Annotated in this window: 18 protein-coding genes and 1 tRNA gene; 7 read left to right on the top strand and 12 right to left on the bottom strand. The window is 63.8% G+C overall.

What is annotated here, in order from left to right:
• The 4 genes from pssA to CUR21_RS15295 all read right to left on the bottom strand — a co-directional run bounded on the left by pssA (nucleotide 1) and on the right by CUR21_RS15295 (nucleotide 3,832).
• A complete protein-coding gene (gene pssA, locus CUR21_RS15280; protein ID WP_100197941.1) occupies nucleotides 1–756 on the bottom strand; it encodes a CDP-diacylglycerol--serine O-phosphatidyltransferase in 756 nt (251 codons plus the stop codon).
• Nucleotides 753–1,445 carry a phosphatidylserine decarboxylase gene (locus CUR21_RS15285; protein WP_100197942.1) on the bottom strand — a complete coding sequence of 231 codons (693 nt, stop codon included), beginning with the start codon at nucleotides 1,443–1,445 and terminating at the stop codon, nucleotides 753–755. Before CUR21_RS15285 ends, pssA begins: the two co-directional genes overlap by 4 nt.
• Nucleotides 1,446–1,683: 238 nt before the next feature.
• Nucleotides 1,684–2,577: an RNA polymerase sigma factor RpoH gene (rpoH, locus tag CUR21_RS15290; RefSeq protein ID WP_100197943.1), complete on the bottom strand. Its 894-nt coding sequence runs from the start codon at nucleotides 2,575–2,577 to the stop codon at nucleotides 1,684–1,686.
• 196 nt (nucleotides 2,578–2,773) lie between these two features.
• Complete coding sequence (locus CUR21_RS15295) at nucleotides 2,774–3,832, bottom strand: RluA family pseudouridine synthase (RefSeq protein ID WP_100197944.1); 1,059 nt, start codon at nucleotides 3,830–3,832, stop codon at nucleotides 2,774–2,776.
• Between CUR21_RS15295 and CUR21_RS15300 the strand changes: the two genes are divergently transcribed.
• Entirely contained in the window at nucleotides 3,831–4,166 is a 336-nt protein-coding gene (locus CUR21_RS15300) for a DUF6476 family protein (protein ID WP_100197945.1), read from the top strand. The genes CUR21_RS15295 and CUR21_RS15300 overlap by 2 nt on opposite strands.
• Nucleotides 4,167–4,184: 18 nt before the next feature.
• On the opposite strand, the gene irrA is transcribed toward CUR21_RS15300, so the two are convergent.
• Nucleotides 4,185–4,616: an iron response transcriptional regulator IrrA gene (gene irrA / locus CUR21_RS15305; protein WP_100197988.1), complete on the bottom strand. Its 432-nt coding sequence runs from the start codon at nucleotides 4,614–4,616 to the stop codon at nucleotides 4,185–4,187.
• 149 nt (nucleotides 4,617–4,765) lie between these two features.
• Between irrA and fabA the strand changes: the two genes are divergently transcribed.
• From fabA to CUR21_RS15320, 3 genes are read left to right on the top strand one after another with little or no spacing between them, the layout of a single operon-like run.
• Nucleotides 4,766–5,275, top strand: coding sequence for a bifunctional 3-hydroxydecanoyl-ACP dehydratase/trans-2-decenoyl-ACP isomerase (fabA, locus tag CUR21_RS15310; protein ID WP_100197946.1), 510 nt, complete (start codon nucleotides 4,766–4,768; stop codon nucleotides 5,273–5,275).
• Nucleotides 5,276–5,297: 22 nt separating this feature from the next.
• Nucleotides 5,298–6,527 (top strand): beta-ketoacyl-ACP synthase I, encoded by a 1,230-nt coding sequence (gene fabB / locus CUR21_RS15315; RefSeq protein ID WP_100197947.1) that lies wholly within the window; start codon nucleotides 5,298–5,300, stop codon nucleotides 6,525–6,527.
• Nucleotides 6,528–6,537: 10 nt separating this feature from the next.
• A complete protein-coding gene (locus CUR21_RS15320) occupies nucleotides 6,538–7,326 on the top strand; it encodes an enoyl-ACP reductase (RefSeq protein WP_100197948.1) in 789 nt (262 codons plus the stop codon).
• Nucleotides 7,327–7,383: 57 nt separating this feature from the next.
• Here the strand turns inward: CUR21_RS15320 and CUR21_RS15325 are convergent, their stop codons facing one another.
• The 4 genes from CUR21_RS15325 to CUR21_RS15340 form a co-directional block, all read right to left on the bottom strand.
• Nucleotides 7,384–8,778, bottom strand: a complete 1,395-nt coding sequence (locus tag CUR21_RS15325; RefSeq protein ID WP_100197949.1) for a glutamine synthetase family protein — start codon at nucleotides 8,776–8,778, stop codon at nucleotides 7,384–7,386.
• A 7-nt stretch (nucleotides 8,779–8,785) separates the two neighbouring features.
• Entirely contained in the window at nucleotides 8,786–10,153 is a 1,368-nt protein-coding gene (locus CUR21_RS15330) for an aspartate aminotransferase family protein (protein WP_100197950.1), read from the bottom strand.
• Between the two features lie 66 nt (nucleotides 10,154–10,219).
• Complete coding sequence (locus tag CUR21_RS15335) at nucleotides 10,220–11,278, bottom strand: quinone-dependent dihydroorotate dehydrogenase (RefSeq protein ID WP_100197951.1); 1,059 nt, start codon at nucleotides 11,276–11,278, stop codon at nucleotides 10,220–10,222.
• On the bottom strand, nucleotides 11,275–11,613 hold the full coding sequence (locus tag CUR21_RS15340; RefSeq protein ID WP_100197952.1) for a DUF952 domain-containing protein: 339 nt from the start codon (nucleotides 11,611–11,613) through the stop codon (nucleotides 11,275–11,277). Before CUR21_RS15340 ends, CUR21_RS15335 begins: the two co-directional genes overlap by 4 nt.
• Nucleotides 11,614–11,776: 163 nt before the next feature.
• On the opposite strand from CUR21_RS15340, the gene CUR21_RS15345 reads away from it, so the two are divergent.
• Entirely contained in the window at nucleotides 11,777–13,378 is a 1,602-nt protein-coding gene (locus tag CUR21_RS15345) for a bifunctional UDP-sugar hydrolase/5'-nucleotidase (protein ID WP_100197953.1), read from the top strand.
• A gap of 216 nt (nucleotides 13,379–13,594) precedes the next feature.
• Nucleotides 13,595–14,668: a DUF475 domain-containing protein gene (locus CUR21_RS15350; RefSeq protein ID WP_100197954.1), complete on the top strand. Its 1,074-nt coding sequence runs from the start codon at nucleotides 13,595–13,597 to the stop codon at nucleotides 14,666–14,668.
• A gap of 1 nt (nucleotide 14,669) precedes the next feature.
• Here the strand turns inward: CUR21_RS15350 and CUR21_RS15355 are convergent.
• A tRNA-Gly gene (locus tag CUR21_RS15355) sits at nucleotides 14,670–14,743 on the bottom strand.
• Nucleotides 14,744–14,838: 95 nt separating this feature from the next.
• Entirely contained in the window at nucleotides 14,839–15,444 is a 606-nt protein-coding gene (locus CUR21_RS15360; RefSeq protein WP_100197955.1) for a response regulator transcription factor, read from the bottom strand.
• 126 nt (nucleotides 15,445–15,570) lie between these two features.
• Here CUR21_RS15360 and CUR21_RS15365 point away from each other — a divergent pair, with 126 nt between their 5' ends.
• A complete protein-coding gene (locus tag CUR21_RS15365; protein ID WP_100197956.1) occupies nucleotides 15,571–18,138 on the top strand; it encodes an ATP-binding protein in 2,568 nt (855 codons plus the stop codon).
• Here the strand turns inward: CUR21_RS15365 and CUR21_RS15370 are convergent.
• Entirely contained in the window at nucleotides 18,124–18,891 is a 768-nt protein-coding gene (locus CUR21_RS15370; RefSeq protein ID WP_100197957.1) for a CbiX/SirB N-terminal domain-containing protein, read from the bottom strand. The two genes, CUR21_RS15365 and CUR21_RS15370, sit on opposite strands and share 15 nt — an antisense overlap.
• Nucleotides 18,892–18,910 lie beyond the last annotated feature (19 nt).

Consider the following 18,910-nt stretch of genomic DNA (forward strand, 5'->3'; position numbering starts at 1 on the left):
TCAGACAACACTCCTGAGGGAACGGGCGCTTTTTCGCCAGAGGACCAGAATGGCGGTCAGGTAAACCACGTCCAGCAACAACAATGTGACCCAAGGATAGGTCAGCAAGGCAGCGATGAGCGCGACTGACCCCACGAGGATGAAACGGGCATATTCGGCATAGATGCGCACCCCTTTGAAAGAAGGGGTGGGCATGCGCGAAATCATCAAGCCGCCGACAAAGACCATCCAGAGCGACACGGCCCAAGGCGGCATGCGCAGGGCATTGTCGAACGCATAGGCAAGGTAGAGCGGCAGCAACGCCAACATGGCCCCGGCGGGAGACGGCACGCCGACAAAGCCCTTGGGCTTCTCTGCCCCTTCCGGCAGGCGGTTGCCCACGTTGAAGCGGGCCAGCCGCAGCATGCAGCACACGGCATAGATCAACACGGCGATCCATCCCAGCGAGGTATCGGCGCGCATGCCCCAGTAATACAGCACCAGCGCCGGGGTGACGCCGAAGTTGACCAGATCGCAGAGCGAATCAAGCTCGGCCCCGATGGCGCTTTCGGTTTTCAGCATCCGCGCAATGCGGCCATCGATGCCATCGAGCGCGGCAGCAAGGCCGATCAGCGCGACGGCAAGGCCAAAGTTTCCCTCCACCGCCGCCCGGATCGCGGTCAATCCGGCGCATAGCGCAAGAATGGAGATCAGATTGGGCACCAGATACAGCAGCGGCATCCGGCGCCGGGGCGGTGTGGCGGGTTCCTGCGTCATTCCATGCGACCCACGGTCTGAGGCAGATCCCGGCCCAGCACGGCCAGCACCGTTTCCCCGGCCACCATGGTCTGGCCGATGGCGACCTGCGGTGCCACGCCTTCGGGCAGGTAAACATCGACGCGGCTGCCAAAGCGGATCAGGCCGAAGCGTTCGCCCGTGCGCAGGCCCTGCCCTTCGGACACCCACCACATGATGCGGCGCGCCACCAGACCGGCAATCTGCACCACGGCGATCTGGCGGCCATCGGGCAGGTCGATGCGCAGCGAATTGCGCTCATTGTCCACCGAGGCCTTGTCGAGCGAGGCGTTCAGGAATTTGCCCGGACGATAGCTCATGGCACCCACGGTTCCCGCAATGGGGGCGCGGTTCACATGGCAGTTGAACACGTTCATGAACACCGACACGCGCATCAGCGCCTCGGGTCCCATCCCGAGTTCTGGCGGTGGCACCGCACGCTCGATCAGGCTGATGACCCCATCAGCGGGCGATACCAGAAGCCCCGCACCTTGCGGCACGGCGCGGACCGGATCGCGGAAAAAGTAATAGCACCAGACCGTCAGGCCCACACCGATCCAGCCCAAAGGCTCCCACAGCCAGAACAGCACCAAGGTGATCGCGGCGAAGATCGCCACAAACTTATACCCCTCGGGGTGCATCGGCTTTAGAAATGTGCCCAGCATCGTCATCTGTGGTCCGGTCCTTTCAACCTTAGGCCGAGGCGTAGCCTGCCCACTGTGCCGGGGCAAACAAAAACGACGCATCAGCCAACGAAAACGTCATATGATCGGCGGATGGCCGCCGTTTGTGCAGCGAGTCGTATCTGGCGGCGCGGCCAAGGCCAAGGGCTGGCAAGCAGGCTGCGCCTGACATGCAAAAGGCGGCCCCGGGTGAGGCCGCCTTTGACCGCAACGGCGGGGCCGCGGATCAGCCCGGAACCACCATGCCTTTGCCTTTGGCAAGTTCGCGCATCTTGCCTTGCAGCTTTTCAAAGGCGCGCACTTCGATCTGGCGGATCCGTTCCCGGCTGACGCTGTGCTTTTCCGACAGGGTTTCCAGCGTGACAGGCTCATCGGCCAGACGGCGCTGGATCAGGATTTCCTTTTCCCGGTCGTTCAGCACCGACATCGCCTGCACCAGCAGGCGGCGGCGCATATCAAGCTCATCGTTTTCGGCATAGGCTTCGGCCTGATCGCTGTTTTCGTCTTCCAGCCAGTCCTGCCACTGTGCACCCCCGTCTTCAGAGCCCACGGTCGCGTTCAGCGAGGCATCGGCGCCAGCCATCCGGCGGTTCATCGCGACGACTTCTTCCTCGCTGACCGACAGATCCTTGGCGATCTGGGCCACATTCTCGGGCCGCAAGTCGCCCTCTTCCAAGGCACCCAGCTTGGCCTTGGCCTTGCGCAGGTTGAAGAACAGCTTTTTCTGCGCCGAAGTGGTGCCGAGTTTCACCAAGCTCCACGAGCGGAGGATGTATTCCTGAATGCTGGCCCGAATCCACCACATCGCATAGGTGGCCAAACGGAACCCACGTTCGGGATCAAAGCGTTTCACCGCTTGCATCAAACCGACGTTGGCTTCGGAAATCACTTCGGCCTGCGGCAGGCCATAGCCGCGATAGCCCATGGCGATCTTGGCGGCCAAGCGCAGGTGCGAGGTGACCAGCTTATGCGCTGCGGCGCTATCCTGCCGGTCCACCCAAGCCTTGGCCAGCATATATTCCTCTTCCGGCTCCAGCAGCGGAAACTTGCGGATTTCCTGCATGTACCGGTTCAAGCCCTGTTCCGGGCTTGGTGCGGGTAGGTTCGTATAGGTGCTCATCTGTCGCCCCCTGTTATCTCCGGTGCCATCAGCCCCCGGAGGACTGTGTAACCTAAGGTCTGCCCCCCGCCCCTGCAAGGGCACGAGGTATCATCCCTGAATTAACGCAGGATGAAGGCATTTCCGTTCCGTAACGGAAGCTTTGTGACCAACAGATCACGCGAATGTCACTCGGCGGCAGTCTTGGGGGCCGCGCTCATTCGGGCGGCTGGCGCAGCGCGTGCAAGAGTGTGTCCATATCCTCGGGCAATGGCGAGGTGAATTCCAGCCAGTCTTCGGTGACCGGGTGGCTAAAGCCCAGCGTGGCGGCATGCAGCGCCTGCCGGGGGAAGCTGTTGCCCAGATCCGCCCCTTGGGCGCTGAGCGCCTTGGGCGAAAGCTTGCGCTTGCCGCCATAGGTCTGATCGCCCAGAAGACCGTGGCCCGCATGGGCCATATGCACCCGGATCTGATGCGTGCGCCCGGTTTCCAGCCAGCATTCCACCAGCGCCGCCTGATCGGCAAAGCTTTCCAGCACGCGCACGCGGGTCACCGCATGGCGGCCATCGTGCCAGACCACGGCCTGACGCTGGCGGTCGGTCTTGTGCCGCGCGAGCAGGGTGGCAATCTTGATGATGCCACCGGTTTCAAAGCTGACCCCCTTGATCCCGCGCAGGCGCGGATCGGCGGCATTGGGCACCGCATGGACCAGCGCCAGATAGCGGCGATTGACGGTGTGGCGTTCGAATTGCGCGGCGAGGCCATGATGCGCCTTGTCGGATTTCGCCACCACCAAGAGGCCCGAGGTGTCTTTGTCGATCCGGTGGACGATGCCCGGCCGCCGTTCGCCGCCGATGCCCGACAGCGTGTCGCCACAATGCGCAAGCAGCGCATTGACCAGCGTGCCGGACGGCGTGCCGGGGGCCGGATGCACCACCATGCCCACGGGTTTGTCGACCACGATCAGGTGATCGTCTTCATAGACCACCACCAGCGGAATCTCTTCGGCCAGCGTGTCCACACTGGCGGGCGGGTCCAGCATCAGGGTGATGACCTCTCCCTCTTCCACCTTGATCTTGGGATCGGTGAGCGCCACGCCCCCGCGCCAGACCGCGCCTTCGGCGATCATCTTCATCAACCGCGTGCGCGACAGCGACGCTTCCTCTGGCACCGAGCGGGCAAGCGCCTTATCAAGGCGGTCAGCGCAGCCTTCGGCGATGGTCACCACCAGCGCCAGATCCTCATCTTCGGCGGCTTCGGCAAAAGGACCTGACATGAACAACACTCCTGAACCCGAAGCGCTTCCGCCTTCGCTGAGACTTCTGAAATGGCTGGTGATCGTTCTTACCGCCACGATGATTGTCGGTGTCATAACCGTGGTTGGTCTGCTTGTCACCCGGATGCCCAATCTGGCGCCCATGGCCGTGCCGGAACAGCTGGCCCTGCCGGATGGCGCGCGTCCGGCGGCGGTGACGATGGGTCAGGGATTTATTGCCGTGGTGACAGAGGATGACCGCATCCTGATCTTCGACCGTGATGGCGCCTTGCTGCAAGAGGTGGCGCTGGCGCCGGGAACCACCTCCAACGCCGCACCAACGGCGCAGCCTTGATGGCCCCTTCCTGACGGCTCAGCGGCGGCGCAGCCGGATCACCACATCCACGCGCGAGATTTCGGTGCCCTGCGGCGCATCAGGCAGACCGCTGATCTCCAGCTGATCCTTGGGCGCATCGGTCAGCTCTGCCGTGTCTTCCCAATAGAAATGCGGATGGTCATCCATCCGGGTGTCAAAATAGCTTTTCGACCCGTCGACCACGACTTCATTCATCAATCCGGCGGCGCAGAACGCCCGCAAGGTGTTGTAAACAGTCGCAAGGCTGACGCGATCCCCAGACTCGACCGACAAGGCAAACAGGCTCTCGGCGGTGACGTGGCGATCCACCCCGTCCCCCACCAAGAGGCACGCCAAGGAAAGGCGTTGCCGCGTGGGCCGCAGGCCGCCGCGCGCCAACCATTCGGTGCCGCGTTCCAGTGCCGTATCGTTCAGAAAGCTCTCGGTCATAGGCCCATATAAAGGGCGTGTCGGCGGGATTTCAATGGAAATCAGGCCCAAGCCCCCGGTCTTGCCGCGCGGGGCACCCTTGCCTCTGACTCGCTGCGAGTGTTACAGCGTTGAAATGAACGACACGGAACAAGGGGGAGCCGTCGGCGATGGGGCAATATCCGTCAAGCTTTGACAAAGAGGCACTGTTGGCCTGCGCGCGCGGCGAATTGTTCGGCCCCGGCAATGCACAACTGCCCGCGCCGCCCATGCTGATGATGGACCGGATCACCGAGATTTCGGACGATGGTGGCGCGTTCGGCAAGGGCCATGTGGTGGCCGAGTTCGACATCACCCCCGACCTGTGGTTCTTTGAGTGTCACTTTCCCGGCAACCCGATCATGCCCGGCTGCCTTGGCCTTGACGGGCTGTGGCAGCTGACCGGCTTCAACCTCGGCTGGCGCGGCTGGCAAGGGCGCGGTTATGCGCTGGGTGTGGGCGAGGTCAAGCTGACAGGGATGGTCCGCCCCGACCGCAAGATGCTGCGCTATACCGTTGATTTCACCAAAGCGCTGCAAACGCGCCGCCTGACCATGGGCGTGGCCAATGGCCGGGTGGAAGCCGACGGCGAAGTGATCTACCAAGTCACCGATATGAAAGTGGCCCTCTCGACCACCTGATCCCCTAACCAAGGAGGCGCCCATGCGTCGCGTTGTCATCACCGGCATCGGCATTGTTTCGCCCATCGGCAACACCGCCGCCGAAGTCGAGGCATCTTTGCGCGCCGGAAAATCCGGCATCATCTTCTCGCCCGAATATGCCGAGCGCGGCTTCCGCAGCCAAGTGCATGGCCAGCCGCAGATCGTGCTGGAAGACAACATCGACAAGCGTGACCTGCGCTTCATGGGCGATGGTGCGGCCTATAACTTCATCGCGATGCGGCAGGCGATCGAGGATTCGGGGCTGGAGGCTTCGGACATCTCGAACGAGCGCACCGGGATCATCGTGGGGTCCGGCGGGCCTTCGACCAAGTCGTTCTTCAAGGCGCATAACATCGTGCGCGAAAGCGGCAGCCCCAAGCGGATCGGGCCGTTTGGCGTGACCAAGGGCATGTCCTCGACCAATTCGGCCTGCCTTGCGACCCCGTTCAAGATCAAGGGCGTGAACTATTCGATCACCTCGGCCTGCTCCACCTCGGCGCATTGCATCGGCAACGGGGCAGAGCTGATCCAGTTCGGCAAGCAGGACATCGTCTTCGCGGGCGGCGGCGAGGAACTGGACTGGACGCTGTCTTGCCTGTTCGATGCGATGGGCGCGATGTCGTCGAAATACAATGACACGCCGGAACTCGCGTCGCGCGCCTTTGACGCCACGCGCGATGGCTTTGTGATCGCGGGCGGCGGCGGTGTGGTGGTTCTGGAAGAGCTGAACCATGCGCTGGCGCGCGGGGCCAAGATCTACGGCGAAGTGACCGGCTATGGCGCCACATCCGACGGGCATGACATGGTGGCCCCCAGCGGTGAGGGCGGCGAACGCTCGATGCGGCAGGCACTGTCCACCCTGCCTGCGGATCGCAAGATCAGCTACATCAACGCCCATGGCACCAGCACGCCCGCGGGCGATGTGACGGAAGTCAAGGCCGTTCGCCGGGTGTTTGGCGAAGGGGCGGTGCCGCCGATCTCCTCCACCAAATCGCTGACCGGTCACAGCCTTGGCGCGACCGGCGTGCATGAGGCGATCTATTCGCTGCTGATGCTGCAAGGCAATTTCATCACCGCTTCGGCAAACGTCACCCAGCTTGACCCCGAGTTGAAGCCCGAGGAAATCGCGACGGACTACCGCGAAGGCGTCGAGATGGACTCGGTCCTGTCGAACAGCTTTGGCTTTGGCGGCACCAATGCGACATTGGTGATGAGCAAGTATCGCGGGTAAGGGGCAGATCATGGCCAATTGGATGACCGGCAAACGCGGGCTCGTGATGGGCGTCGCGAATGAACGCTCGATCGCTTGGGGTATCGCCAAGACGCTGGCGGACGAAGGCGCAGAACTGGCGTTTTCCTATCAGGGCGAGGCCTTTGGCAAGCGGGTAGAACCTTTGGCCGCCTCCGTCGGGTCTGACCTGTTGGTTGATGTTGATGTGAATGATGACGCCAGTCTGGACGCCTGCTTTGCCACGCTGAAAGAGCGCTGGGGCACGATGGATTTCCTGATCCATGCCATCGCCTTTTCCGACAAGACTGAACTCACGGGGCGTTTCATCAACACGAGCCGGGGCAACTTTCAGAACTCGCTGACGATCTCCTGCTTTTCCTTCATCGATGTGGCGCGCCGCGCCTCCGAGATGATGCCCGAGGGCGGCAGCCTGATCACCCTGACCTTTCAAGGGTCAAACCGCGTGTCGCCCAATTACAACGTGATGGGCGTAGCCAAGGCGGCGTTGGAAAGCGCGACGCGCTATCTGGCGAATGATCTGGGGCCGCAAAAGGTGCGGGTGAACGCGATCTCGCCGGGGCCGATGAAGACGCTGGCGGGGGCGGCCATTGGCGGCGCGCGGGCGACCTATCGGCACACCGAGGAAAATGCCCCCCTGCGCGCCAATGCCACGCTGGAAGCGATCGGCGGCACGGCGGCCTGGCTTTGCTCGGATTTCGGCGCATCGACGACCGGTGAGATCATCCATGTGGATGGCGGCTATCATGTCCTTGGGTTCCCGCAACCGGCCAACATGTAAGCGCACGAATTTTCTGCGAAAATTCGGGAAACGATTTTTCGCAGAAAAATCGCGCGGTCAGACGCTGTGCAAGTAAAGATCGTAATCGACCTCGGATACCGTCCGCATCACGCGCCGGTATTCTGCCTCTTTCACGGCGGTAAAGGTGCGGTGCATGTCTTCCCCCAGCGCCTGCCTCAAGAAGGTGGAGGCTTTGGCAGCCTCGATCGCCTGCCGCCAATCGGCCGGGATCTCAGGCGCCGCCTGCCCCGCTTCATAACCATTTCCGGTCGTTTCCGGCCCCGGATCAATCTGGTGCTGCCAGCCATGGCGTATGCCGGCAAGCACGGTGGCCGCCACCAGATAGGGGTTTGCATCCACCCCGGCGGGGCGATGTTCGATCCGCCGCGCGCGCGGATCACCTGCCGGAATGCGCAGCGCCACCGAGCGGTTGTTGACACCCCAAGTCGGGCTGACTGGCGCGTAGCTCTGGTCGGCAAAGCGCCGCCATGAATTGGCATGCGGGGCAAAGACCAGCATCGACTCCCCCATGGTCGCGCGCAAGCCGCCCAAGGCCTGCAAGAGGCGCGGGTTCCAGCCAGCTGCATCACCCTCGACAAACAGGTTCCGGCCTGCGGCATCCTGCATCGACACGTGGAAATGCATGCCAGATCCGGCGTGATCCGCCATTGGCTTGGCCATGAAACAGGCGGTCACGCCATGCGCGCGGGCCTGCGCCCGCACCATGCGCTTGAGCCGGATCAGATCATCCGCCGCCTGCAGGATATTCGTGCGGTAGTGCAGCGTCAGCTCATATTGCCCCGGCGCATATTCCGAGATCAGGGTCTCTGCCGTGATCCCCGCAAGCGCCGCCGCCGCATAGATATCGGTGAAGAGCGGCAGCATGCCATGCAGCCGGTCCACCGAATAGACATCCGTCCGCGGCCCGCGGCGGCCGTCCAGCACATCGGCGGCGGGCTGCACCTTGCCATCCGGGCCGCGCGTGTTGGACAACAGGAAGAACTCCAACTCGAAAGCGCCTGCCGGAAACAGGCCCTCGGCGGCCAAGGCCGCAACCTGGCGCTGAAGCGCATGGCGCGGGTCAGAGGTCATCGGCTGCCCGTCGAGATCGTAAAGCGACATCAGCACTTCGGCGCGCGGCGGGGTGCTGTTGTGCAAGGGCACCAGCGTGCCGGGGATGGGCCATGCCCGCAGGTCGGCATCACCCTGATCCCAGATCAATCCGGTTTCGCCCACATCCTCACCACAGATGTCGAGTCCCAGAATGGAAATCGGCAGATGCCGACCATTGTTGTAAAATGACAGGAGTTCGGCCCGTCTTATGATCTTTCCCCGACCAATTCCGTTGGAATCGTGCAAGACCAGATCGATCGCCTCGATCTGCGGATGCGCGGCCAGAAAGGCCTCGGCCTCGGCAGTGGTGGAACCGGAGGGGCTGGACTGCGCGCGCATGGGGGCCTCAGGCAAAGAGTTCAGCGAGGATTTCATCAAAGGCCAGCACCAGACGGTCGATCTGACGCGGGCGGGTGGCGGGGCTGACCAGCATCATGTTGTGAAAGGGCGCGATCAGGCAGCCCCGGTTCAACAGGCCGGTGTGCAGCGCGGCCTCGACCTGCGGCTGATGCGCAGCGGCGGCTTCGGTGCCGTTCTTCAAGGGGCCGGGGGCGCAGATGAATTCGACCCGCGCGCCCACCCGCACCACATGCCAAGGCGCGCCATGGGTGGTGATCGCCTGCTGCAAGCCTTCGGCCAACCGCGCCGCGCCCGCCTCCATCACCGCATAGGCGTGTTTGGTCATCACCTTGGACAGGGTCGCGGCCAGGCAGGCGAATTGCATCGGATTGGCCGAAAGCGTGGTGCCCATGCCCGAATGCCCGGCCGGGCGCGCGGCGTCATAGACGTTGAAACGCTCGGCCACCGCATCGGTCATGCCCCAGACCGCCGTTGGCATCCCGCCCGCCACGCATTTGCCAACCACAAAGAGATCGGGCGTCAGCCCATGCACCTTTGTATAGCCCCCCTGCCCTGACGAGATGGTGTGCGTCTCGTCGATGATTAGCAGCGCGCCATGCGCCTGCGCCAGCGCGCGCAACCCGGCGTGAAAGCCGGGCTCTGGCAACACCATGCAGGAATTGGTCATCACCGGCTCGGTGAGGATCGCCGCCACATCGCCCTTGGCCAAGGCGGCCTCGACCCCGTGCAAATCGTTGAATTCACAGACCACCGCGCCAAGCGTCAGATCCTGCACCTGCCCGACAAGGCCCGCGCGGTTGACGGTTTCGCCATGTGACAGCTCCACCATCGTGTCATCCAGCGTGCCGTGATAGCAGCCGTTGAACACAAGCACCTTGGGCCGCCCGGTCACCGCCCGCGCCACCCGCAGGGCAAAGCGGTTGGCATCGGTGGCGGTGGTGGCGATCTGCCAGCGAAAATCGCCAAAGCGTTTGGTCAGCAGCCGCCCGGCTTTCAGCGCGGTTTCGGTGGGCAGCATATAGGTCAGGCCCCGCCCCGCCTGTTTGCGGATCGCCCTTGCCAGCGGTTTGGGCGAATGGCCGAACATGCTGCCAGTGTCGCCCAGACAAAAATCATCGATGCCATAGCCATCGATATCGGTGATCCGCGCGCCCTTGGCCTGTGCCACCAGCGGCAGGTGCGGCATCGGCCAATCGCGCATCCAGTGCATCGGCACGCCGTTGAGATAATGGCCCGCTCCCGCCGCCAGCGCCTTGGCCGCCTTGGGGCGGCTTTGGCCATAGCGTTTGGCTTCGCGAAGGGCGAAGGCGTTCAGGCGGTCGGTCGGCACTCCGGCAATGGCTGGTTGAGACATGGGGCCCCCTTGGTCAGCCGAAGTATTGCCGGGAATTTGATCAAATGGAAGGGGGTCGCGTGGCGGTCAGAGCCAGTCGGCCCGCCCGGTGCCTGTGGCCGCCGCAACCGAGGCAAAGCCATCGCGTGCCAGCAGCGCGTCCAGCCCTTGCGCGATGCGCCCGGCGAGCCCGATGCCGTGATAGACCATGGCCGTATAAAGCTGCACCGCCGAGGCCCCGGCGCGAATCTTGGCATAGGCCTGTTCGGCGGTGCTGATGCCGCCCACGCCGATCAGCGGCAGGCGGCCTTGGGTGGCTTGCGACAGTTGCGCCAGCACGCGGGTGGACTTTTCAAACAATGGCGCCCCGGAAAGCCCGCCCATTTCGGCGGCAGCTGCACTTTTCAAACCTTCGCGCGAGAGCGTGGTGTTTGTCGCGATGATCCCGGCAAGACCGGCGGCAAGTGCGATTTCGCCAATCTCGGCGATTTCGTCTTGGGTCAGATCGGGCGCGATCTTGAGAAACACCGGGATCGGCGCGGCCAGCCCGTCGCGCACTTCCATCACCCGGGCGAGCAGCGCGGTCAGCGCCGCCGGCCCCTGAAGATCGCGCAGCTTTTCCGTGTTGGGAGAGCTGACATTGACGGTGGCGAAATCGACAGAGGGACCGCAGGCCGCCAGCACATGCGCGAAATCGGCGGCACGGTCGGCCGAGGTTTTGTTGGCCCCAAGATTGAGCCCGATGGGCAGGCTGCGCGGGCGCGCCTTAAGCCGCGCGGCGATGGCCTGCATGCCGTCATTGTTGAAGCCAAAGCGGTTGATCGCGGCGCGGTCTTCGCTCAGCCGGAACAGGCGCGGCTTGGGGTTGCCCGGTTGCGGCAAGGGTGTGGCCGCTCCCACTTCCAGAAAGCCAAAGCCCGCGCGGGCCAGCGCGCCCAAGGCGGTGGCGTTCTTGTCGAACCCGGCGGCAAGCCCCACCGGATTGGCAAGCGGCATCCCTGCCAGCGTGCACGCCAGCCGGGGCGAGGTCACCAGACCCGGCAGCGGCACCAGCCCAAGGCTCAGCGCCTTGAGCGATAGGCCATGTGCAGCCTCGGGGTCCATGCGGTGCAGGGCAGCAAGGCCCGCGCGTTCGATCAGGTTCACCAGACACCTTCGGGAAAAATATGCCCCGTCGCACCCAGCGGCAGGGATTTGTCCCAGACCACATCGGTCAAACGCAAGGCGCGGTAAAGATGGGGAAACAACGCGCCGCCCCGCGACGGCTCCCATTTCAGATCCGGCCCCAGCGCATCGGCGCGAAAGGCCACCAGCACCAGATCACTTTCGGTGGCGAAATGCCGGGCAGCGGTTTCGGCCACCTGCGCGGCGGTCGAGAAATGAATGAAGCCATCGGCCAGATCGACGGGGGCACCCTCGGTTTCCCCGGCGGCGCGGAAGGCATCCCATTCGGGGCGGCGGAAGATCTTGTAAATCAGCATGGCTTTCCATGCACATTGCACAGGCTTTGGTCAATCGAAACTGCTGTCACGCCGGTTTTGCACTGCTGACCCAAGGTCAAAGCCGCGCAAGGCGACAGCATGGGTTTGACTCCACGCCAGACGCGAGTCAGGCTTTGCCCATCAACCAACAAGGGAGCACTTTATGAAAAACCATTTGCTGGGGTCTGTCGCCTTTCTGGCGCTGTCGGCCGGTGCCGCGCAGGCCGACTACACCTTGCACGTTCTGCACATCAACGATTTCCACAGCCGGATCGAGCCCGTGGGGGCCACCGACTCGACCTGTTCCGCCGAAGATGCGGCGGAAAACAAATGCTTTGGCGGCATTGCCCGCCTGTCGGCCAAGGTGAACGAACTGCGCGACAGCCTGACAGCAGCGGGCGAAAACGTGATCCTTGTGGATGCGGGCGATCAGTTTCAGGGCAGCCTGATGTACACCACCTACAAGGGCGCGGCGGAAGCCGAGTTTCTTGAGGCACTGCGCCCGGATGCGATGGCCTTGGGCAACCATGAATTCGACGATGGTCCCGAAGGGTTGGCCACCTTCCTTGACAAGGTGACCTTCCCGGTGATCTCGGGCAATCTGGATGTCAGCCAGTCCAACGTGCTGGCAGGCCGCGTGCAGAATCATGTGGTGCTGGAAGTCGGCGGCGAGAAAATCGGCATCATCTCGGCGCTGGCGGTGGACACCACCGAAACCTCCAGCCCCGGCAATCAGGTGATCTTTCAGAACGAGATCGACAGTCTGAAGGCCGATGTCGCCACGCTGGAAGCCGAAGGGGTGACCAAGATCATCGCGGTCACCCATGTGGGCTATACGCTGGATCAGGAGATTGCGGCGGCCGTGCCGGGCATTGATGCCGTGGTGGGCGGCCACAGCCACACCTATCTGTCGGCCACCGATCCCAACCGGGCAGGCCCCTACCCCACATGGGTAAGTCAGGACTCCGGCGCGATGGTGCCGGTGGTGCAGGCCTATGCTTATTCGAAATACCTCGGCCATCTCGAATTGACCTTTGCCGATGACGGCAGCCTGATCCATGCGTCCGGCAACACGATCCTGCTGGATTCCAGCGTCACCCCCGACCCGGCCATCGAGGCACGCGTCGCCGAACTGGCAGGGCCGATCGAGGAGGTGAAGGCCCGGGTGATCGGCGAATCGACCGAAGCCATCGACGGAAGCCGCGAAACCTGCCGCCAGATGGAATGCCAGATGGGCAATCTGGTGACCGATGCGATGCTGGACCGGGTGAAAGATCAGGGCGTGACCATCGCCATCACCAATGGCGGCGGCCTGCGCTCGTCCATTGACGCGGGGCCCGTCACGATGGGCGAAGTGCTCAGCGTGCTGCCCTTCCAGAACACGCTGTCCACCTTTACGGTGACAGGCGCCGATCTGGTGGCGGCACTGGAAAACGGGGTCAGCCGTCTGGAAGACGGCGGCGGGCGCTTTGCGCAAGTGTCGGGGATGAAGTACACCTTTGATCCGGCGCAGCCGGTCGATGCGCGGGTGTCTGATGTGCAAGTGATGCTGGGCGGCGATGCCTGGGCCCCGATCGACCCGGCCGTCGAATACACCGTGGTGTCCAACAACTATGTGCGCGGCGGCGGCGATGGCTTCCGGATGTTTGTCGACGCCAAGAACGCCTATGACTTCGGCCCCGATCTGGCCGATGTGCTGGCAGAGTTCCTGGCCAAGAACGGGTCCTATACGCCTTACCTCGACGGGCGCATCACCCGCAAATAAAGGCGGCTCACGCGCCTTGGGGGCCGCTGCATCGGCGGCCCCTTTTTCATGCGGCAAAGGCGGGCCCAAGCACAGCCGGGCCTTCGTCGACCTTGCAAGCTGAGACAAAATGGCGCATAGCTGGCGGCATGGGTGACCGGGCCCCTCTGGCAGGTTTATGCGGCAATCCTGCGATGTCGGCACCTGAACCACCACCTGCCGCACGGTGCTATTCTCATGTCTTCCCTTGAAGCCACACAGCGCTCGACGCTGTCCTATTTCACTTGGGCGTTTATCATGACCGCCATCGGACTTGCGCTGGGCCTTTGGCTTGGCTTTGCCACCGAGCACAGCTTTGGCGGCGCGATGAAGGTGTTCTTCATCGTCTGTGTGCTGGCGGTGCTGGAAATCTCGCTGTCCTTCGACAATGCCATCGTCAACGCCAACAAGCTCAAGGACATGACCCCGGTCTGGCAGCAGCGCTTTCTGACCTGGGGCATCCTGATCGCGGTGTTCGGCATGCGGATCGTGTTCCCGCTGCTGATCGTGGTGATCGCCGCCAATGTCGGGCCTTGGAGCGCCATTGTCATGGCCGCGACCCAGCCCGAGGAATACAGCCGCATCATGCACGAGGCGCATCTGCCGATTGCGGCCTTTGGCGGCACCTTCCTGATGATGGTGGCGCTGTCCTTTTTCTTTGACCACGAAAAGGATGTGCATTGGGTGCGCTGGCTGGAAGAAAAGGTCACCGCCTATTCTTCGGTCAAGGGCATCGAGATTGCCTTTGTGCTGGTGGTGATGCTGGCCTTTTCCAAGGTGATCGAAGGCCAAAAGGGCGTGGTTTACGCCACCACCTTCTTCCATGCGGCGATCTGGGGCCTGTTGACCTTTTTGCTGGTCGAGGTGCTGGGCGGCATTCTGGACCGCAGCCAGGAAATGCTGGCCGGAGCGGCCAAGGGCGGTCTGGGCGCGTTCCTCTATCTGGAAGTGCTGGACGCGAGCTTCAGCTTTGACGGCGTGATCGGCGCTTTCGCGCTGTCGTCAAACCTGTTCGTCATCGCCATCGGTCTGGGCGTGGGGGCCATGTATGTGCGGTCCATGACCATCATGCTGGTCGAGCGCGGCACGCTGGCGCAATACCGCTATCTGGAACACGGCGCCTTCTATGCCATCCTGATCCTGTCGGTGATCATGTATGTGCAGACGCTGACGCATATTCCCGAAGTCATCACAGGACTGGGCGGCGCAGCATTGATCGGGGTGTCGCTGTGGTCATCGATCCGCTGGAACAAGGCAAACCCGGCGGAGTGACTGGAGCGGGCGGCGGGAATCGAACCCGCGTCATTAGCTTGGAAGGCTAAGGTCTTACCATTACACAACGCCCGCGCTCTGCCTGTTCGATTAAAGGATCGCGCAGGCAGGGTCAACCGGGGGTGTGGGGTCGCGCGCGAGATTTGCGCAGATCGCCCCCTGCCCCCTGGTCAGGTCAAGGTCAGCCCCGCATCGCGGGCAATCATCGCGGCATGGGTGCGGTTGCGCGCGCCCAGCTTGCGGGCCAGCGTCTTGACATGCAGCTTCACCGTCACCTCCTGCACGTCCAGATCGCGGGCGATTTCCTTGTTGGACTTGCCGTTGCAGATGCCTTCCAGCACCTCGCGCTCGCGCCGGGTCAGATCTTCCAGCGGAGGATGCAAGGGCGGCGGAGCATCCAGCATCGACAGCGGCGCAAAGATCTCGCCCGCCGCCATGCGCTTGACGGCGGCAATCATCGCCCGGATTCCCAATGTCTTGGGCACGAAACCGGCCGCCCCGCAGGCCAGCGCTTCGGTGGCCAGATCGCGCAAGGTGGTGCCAGACATCACTGCGACCGGCACCTGCGGTGCCAGCGCCCGCACGCGTTGCAGCCCCGACAGGCCATTCATCCCCGGCATCTGATAATCAAGCAGGATCAGATCGAATGTCTGCCCCGCCATCCGGTCAATCACGGCTTCCAGCCGCGAGACCGAAACCACCTGAACACCGCCTTCGGCGGTGAGCATTGCGGCCACTGCCTCACGGAACAGGTCGTGGTCATCGGCCAGAAGCATCCGCACGATCAGGTCATCCTTTGTCCGCCGCCGGACATTTGCACAGCACCGAGGAGGTCACATCGACAGAGTCGAAGCTGCCAGTGTATTCTAGCCTGACTTTGGCACGCAGATGCAAGGCTTGGCATGACAATTGTTCCGATCAAGATCCGTAAATCCATCGGAGAGACGACGCGCCAGATGCTTGTGATCGGGGTCGTGCTGGGCCTGTTGTCGATGATCACCTTATTGGCGCTGGATGTGCGGGCGCGGATGTCGGCGCTGGATCGTGCCGACAGCGACAATGGCCAATGGGTGATGATGCAGACCGAGGTTGAACTGCTGCGCCTGCAGACCACCCTGCTGCGGGCGCAGTCGCGCGAGGACGAACTGGCCGAGGTACGGCGCTGGTTCAACGTGCTTTACAGTCGGCTGCAATTGCTTCAACAAAGCCCGCTTTACGCCGATTTCATCCTGCAGCCCGACAACCTGCAACGGCTTCAGGCGATGCAATCCTATGTCGACCGCTGGGTCACCGCCATTGACGGATCAGATCCGGTCTTGTCAGCCGCCCTGCCCCAGATGGCGGTCGAAAGCGAGGCAGTGCAGCAGATCGCGCGCGAGCTTTCGATGGATTCGCTGCTGGCCTTTTCGGCAGGCACCGACAGGACCCGGGCGCGGGTGTCGGACACGCTGACCAACCTTGCCGTGACAACTGCCGCCACAATCTTGCTGTTGGGGCTGCTGGCCGCGATGGCGACACGGCTGTATCGGGTCACCCGGCGTCAGGCGCGGGAAAACGAGATCGCCGGAGAGCGGTTGCAGATGATCATTGCCACCTCTCCCGATGCCATCGTGGTGACAAACCGGGGCGGCTGGGTGGTGGAATTCAACCCGGCCGCCCAGCGCATGTTCGGCTATGACCGCGCCGAGGTGATGGGACGCCAGATCGTGCCGCTTTTGCTGGCGGCCGAGGATGCGGCGGCCGAGACGCAGCGCCTGCGCGACACCGTGGCCGAGGCGGTGGCCGCAGGACCGCAGCGCTTTGAAGTGACAGGCCGCCGCGCGGATGGGCGCAGCTTTCCGCTCGAAGTCTCGCTGGCCGTGCGCGATCTCAACCCGGGCGCGCTGATCGTGGGCTTCTTGCGCGATGTCTCGCAGCGGCAGGCAGATCGGCTGGCAATGGAACAGGCGCTGACGCGGGCGCGCGCCGGGCAAAAGGCCAAGGCCGATTTTCTGGCCGTCATGAGCCATGAGATGCGCACCCCGCTCAACGGGCTGATCGGCTCGATCGAACTGATGCAGGACACCGTGCTGAACGAGGCCCAGCACGAGCTTTTGCGGGTCATGCAGGTGTCTGGCGACATCCTGCTGGGCCATGTGGAATCGGTTCTCGACATCTCACGCTCGGAAGCCGGGCAGATCCTTTTGTCGGAAGCGCCCTTCGTGCTGGACCGTCTGATCGACGATTGCATCGCCAATCAGGCGGGCGTGGCACGGGCCGGGGGAAACACCATCCGTCACGTCGCCCTCACCGGCCCCTTGGGCACGGTGCGCGGCGATCCGGGGCGTTTGCAGCAAATCCTGCTCAACCTGATCGGCAATGCGGTCAAGTTCACCCGCAACGGCGTGATCACCGTCGAAACCGAACGGCTGGTGGACAGCCAGACACCTGAAATGGTGGAAATCCGCGTCAGCGACACCGGCATCGGCATTCCCAAGGCCGACCTGAGCCGCGTCTTCGAGGATTTCGCCACGGTGGATTCCTCTTACCGGCGCGAGGCCGGCGGCACCGGCCTTGGCCTTGGCATCGCGCGGCGCTTGGTGCAAGCGATGGGCGGCAGCATCGGGCTGGAAAGCGAGTTCGGCGAAGGCAGTCTGTTCTGGCTGCGTCTGCCGCTGCCAGAGGTGGCCACCGTCCTGCCAGTGCCAGACGCCGCGCAAAACCGCCCGCCCTTGGCCAAGACCGCCCTCTCCGACGAAAAGGCGCAGCGCATCCTTGTGATCGAAGACAACGACATCAACCGCTTTCTGCTGCACCGCACGCTGAGCGATTGTCACCATCAGGTGACCGAGGCCAGCGATGGCCTGCAAGGTGTGGCCTTGGCCGAAAGAACGCGCTTTGACACGATCTTCACCGATATCTCCATGCCGGGGCTCGACGGGATCGAGGCCACCCGCCGCATCCGGGCCGGGGGCGCCTCGCAAGCGGCCCGGATCATCGCGCTGACCGCCCATGCCCTGCCCGAAGATCTCGACCGCTTTCGTCAGGCCGGGATGGATGCCTGCCTGACCAAACCCGTCACCCGGGCGCGGCTGCTGGCTTTGTTGGACAAGCCCCCGGAACCCGCCGCGCCCCCTCTGGCAGAGCGCCCCTTGGTGCAGTTGGCGGCCTTTGAGGACCTGCGCGATATGCTGGGGGCCGAGGCCACGCTGTCGTTGATGAACCGGATGCTGGCCGAAGGCGACACCATCATCGCCCGCCTCGTCGATCCCTCAGGCCCGGATGACGAAACCGGTCGGCTGGCGCATCATCTTGCGGGAAGCTGCGCCACATTCGGCGCTTTTGCCTTGTGTGATCTGCTGTCGCGGCTGGAACAGGCCTTGCGCCAGACCAATCTGGCCGAGGCCAACCGGCTGATCAGCGCCTTGCCTGCCCTGTGGCGCGACACTTGGCAGGTGCTGAGCGAAAAGCGCGATTCACTGGTCGCCTGACCCGGTGCCTTGCGCCGCCCGCAAGACCGCGGCGATGGCGGCAGGCACCCGCGGATCGCGCCCCAAGGGCGGCAGGATCCGGCCGGGAAAGCCCGCCTCGGCCAAGGCCTCGGGCAGATCATCTGTCACATGCTCGCCTTCGGCGGCAAAGAAGGGCAGGCACACCGCCTCGGCGGAAAAGCCTGCCACCGACGAAAGCCGGGGGTCCTGCTCGATAAAGGCCGCCTCGGACCGACGCAGTTGCAACCCCTCTTTCAAAAGGGCCGCAAGCGCATGGGCCACCTCCGCCGGTGCGGGACTGCGCCCCGAGCCATGGGCAGCCAGCAAGACCTCGCCCCCCAAAGGCACCCCGGCTTCATGCAGCACCCGCAGGGCCAAGGTCTGCACCGTGGGATCAAGCCCAAAGGGCGGCAGAACGCGCCAGCGCGCGCAGCCCGCGGCCCCGCCGCAGCCCGATCGGTCGCAGCCGCCCGCGTCGAACAGCGCCGCCCGGCAGGCCTTGACCAGACGCTCCGGCAGGTGTTGCCGCGTGAACCATCCGTCCGCCATGAACATCGGGAAGACCAGCCCCCCCGCCGTGCCCGCCGCCTTTGCGGCGTTTGTCAGCGCGCCTTCGGCTGCCAGAGTCGCCGAAAGCACCCGCCAGCCCGGCAGATGCTCTGCCACCGCGGCGGCAAGCCTGCCCAGTGCCGCTTCCGCGGGTGCCGGGTCAGAAGGTTGGCCATGGGCCACGATCAAGGCGGTCTGTGTCATCATCCGGCAAAGTTAGGGG

It is taken from the genome of Pseudorhodobacter sp. MZDSW-24AT, from assembly GCF_002794355.1.
In the GTDB taxonomy this organism is placed as follows: Bacteria; Pseudomonadota; Alphaproteobacteria; order Rhodobacterales; family Rhodobacteraceae; genus Pseudotabrizicola.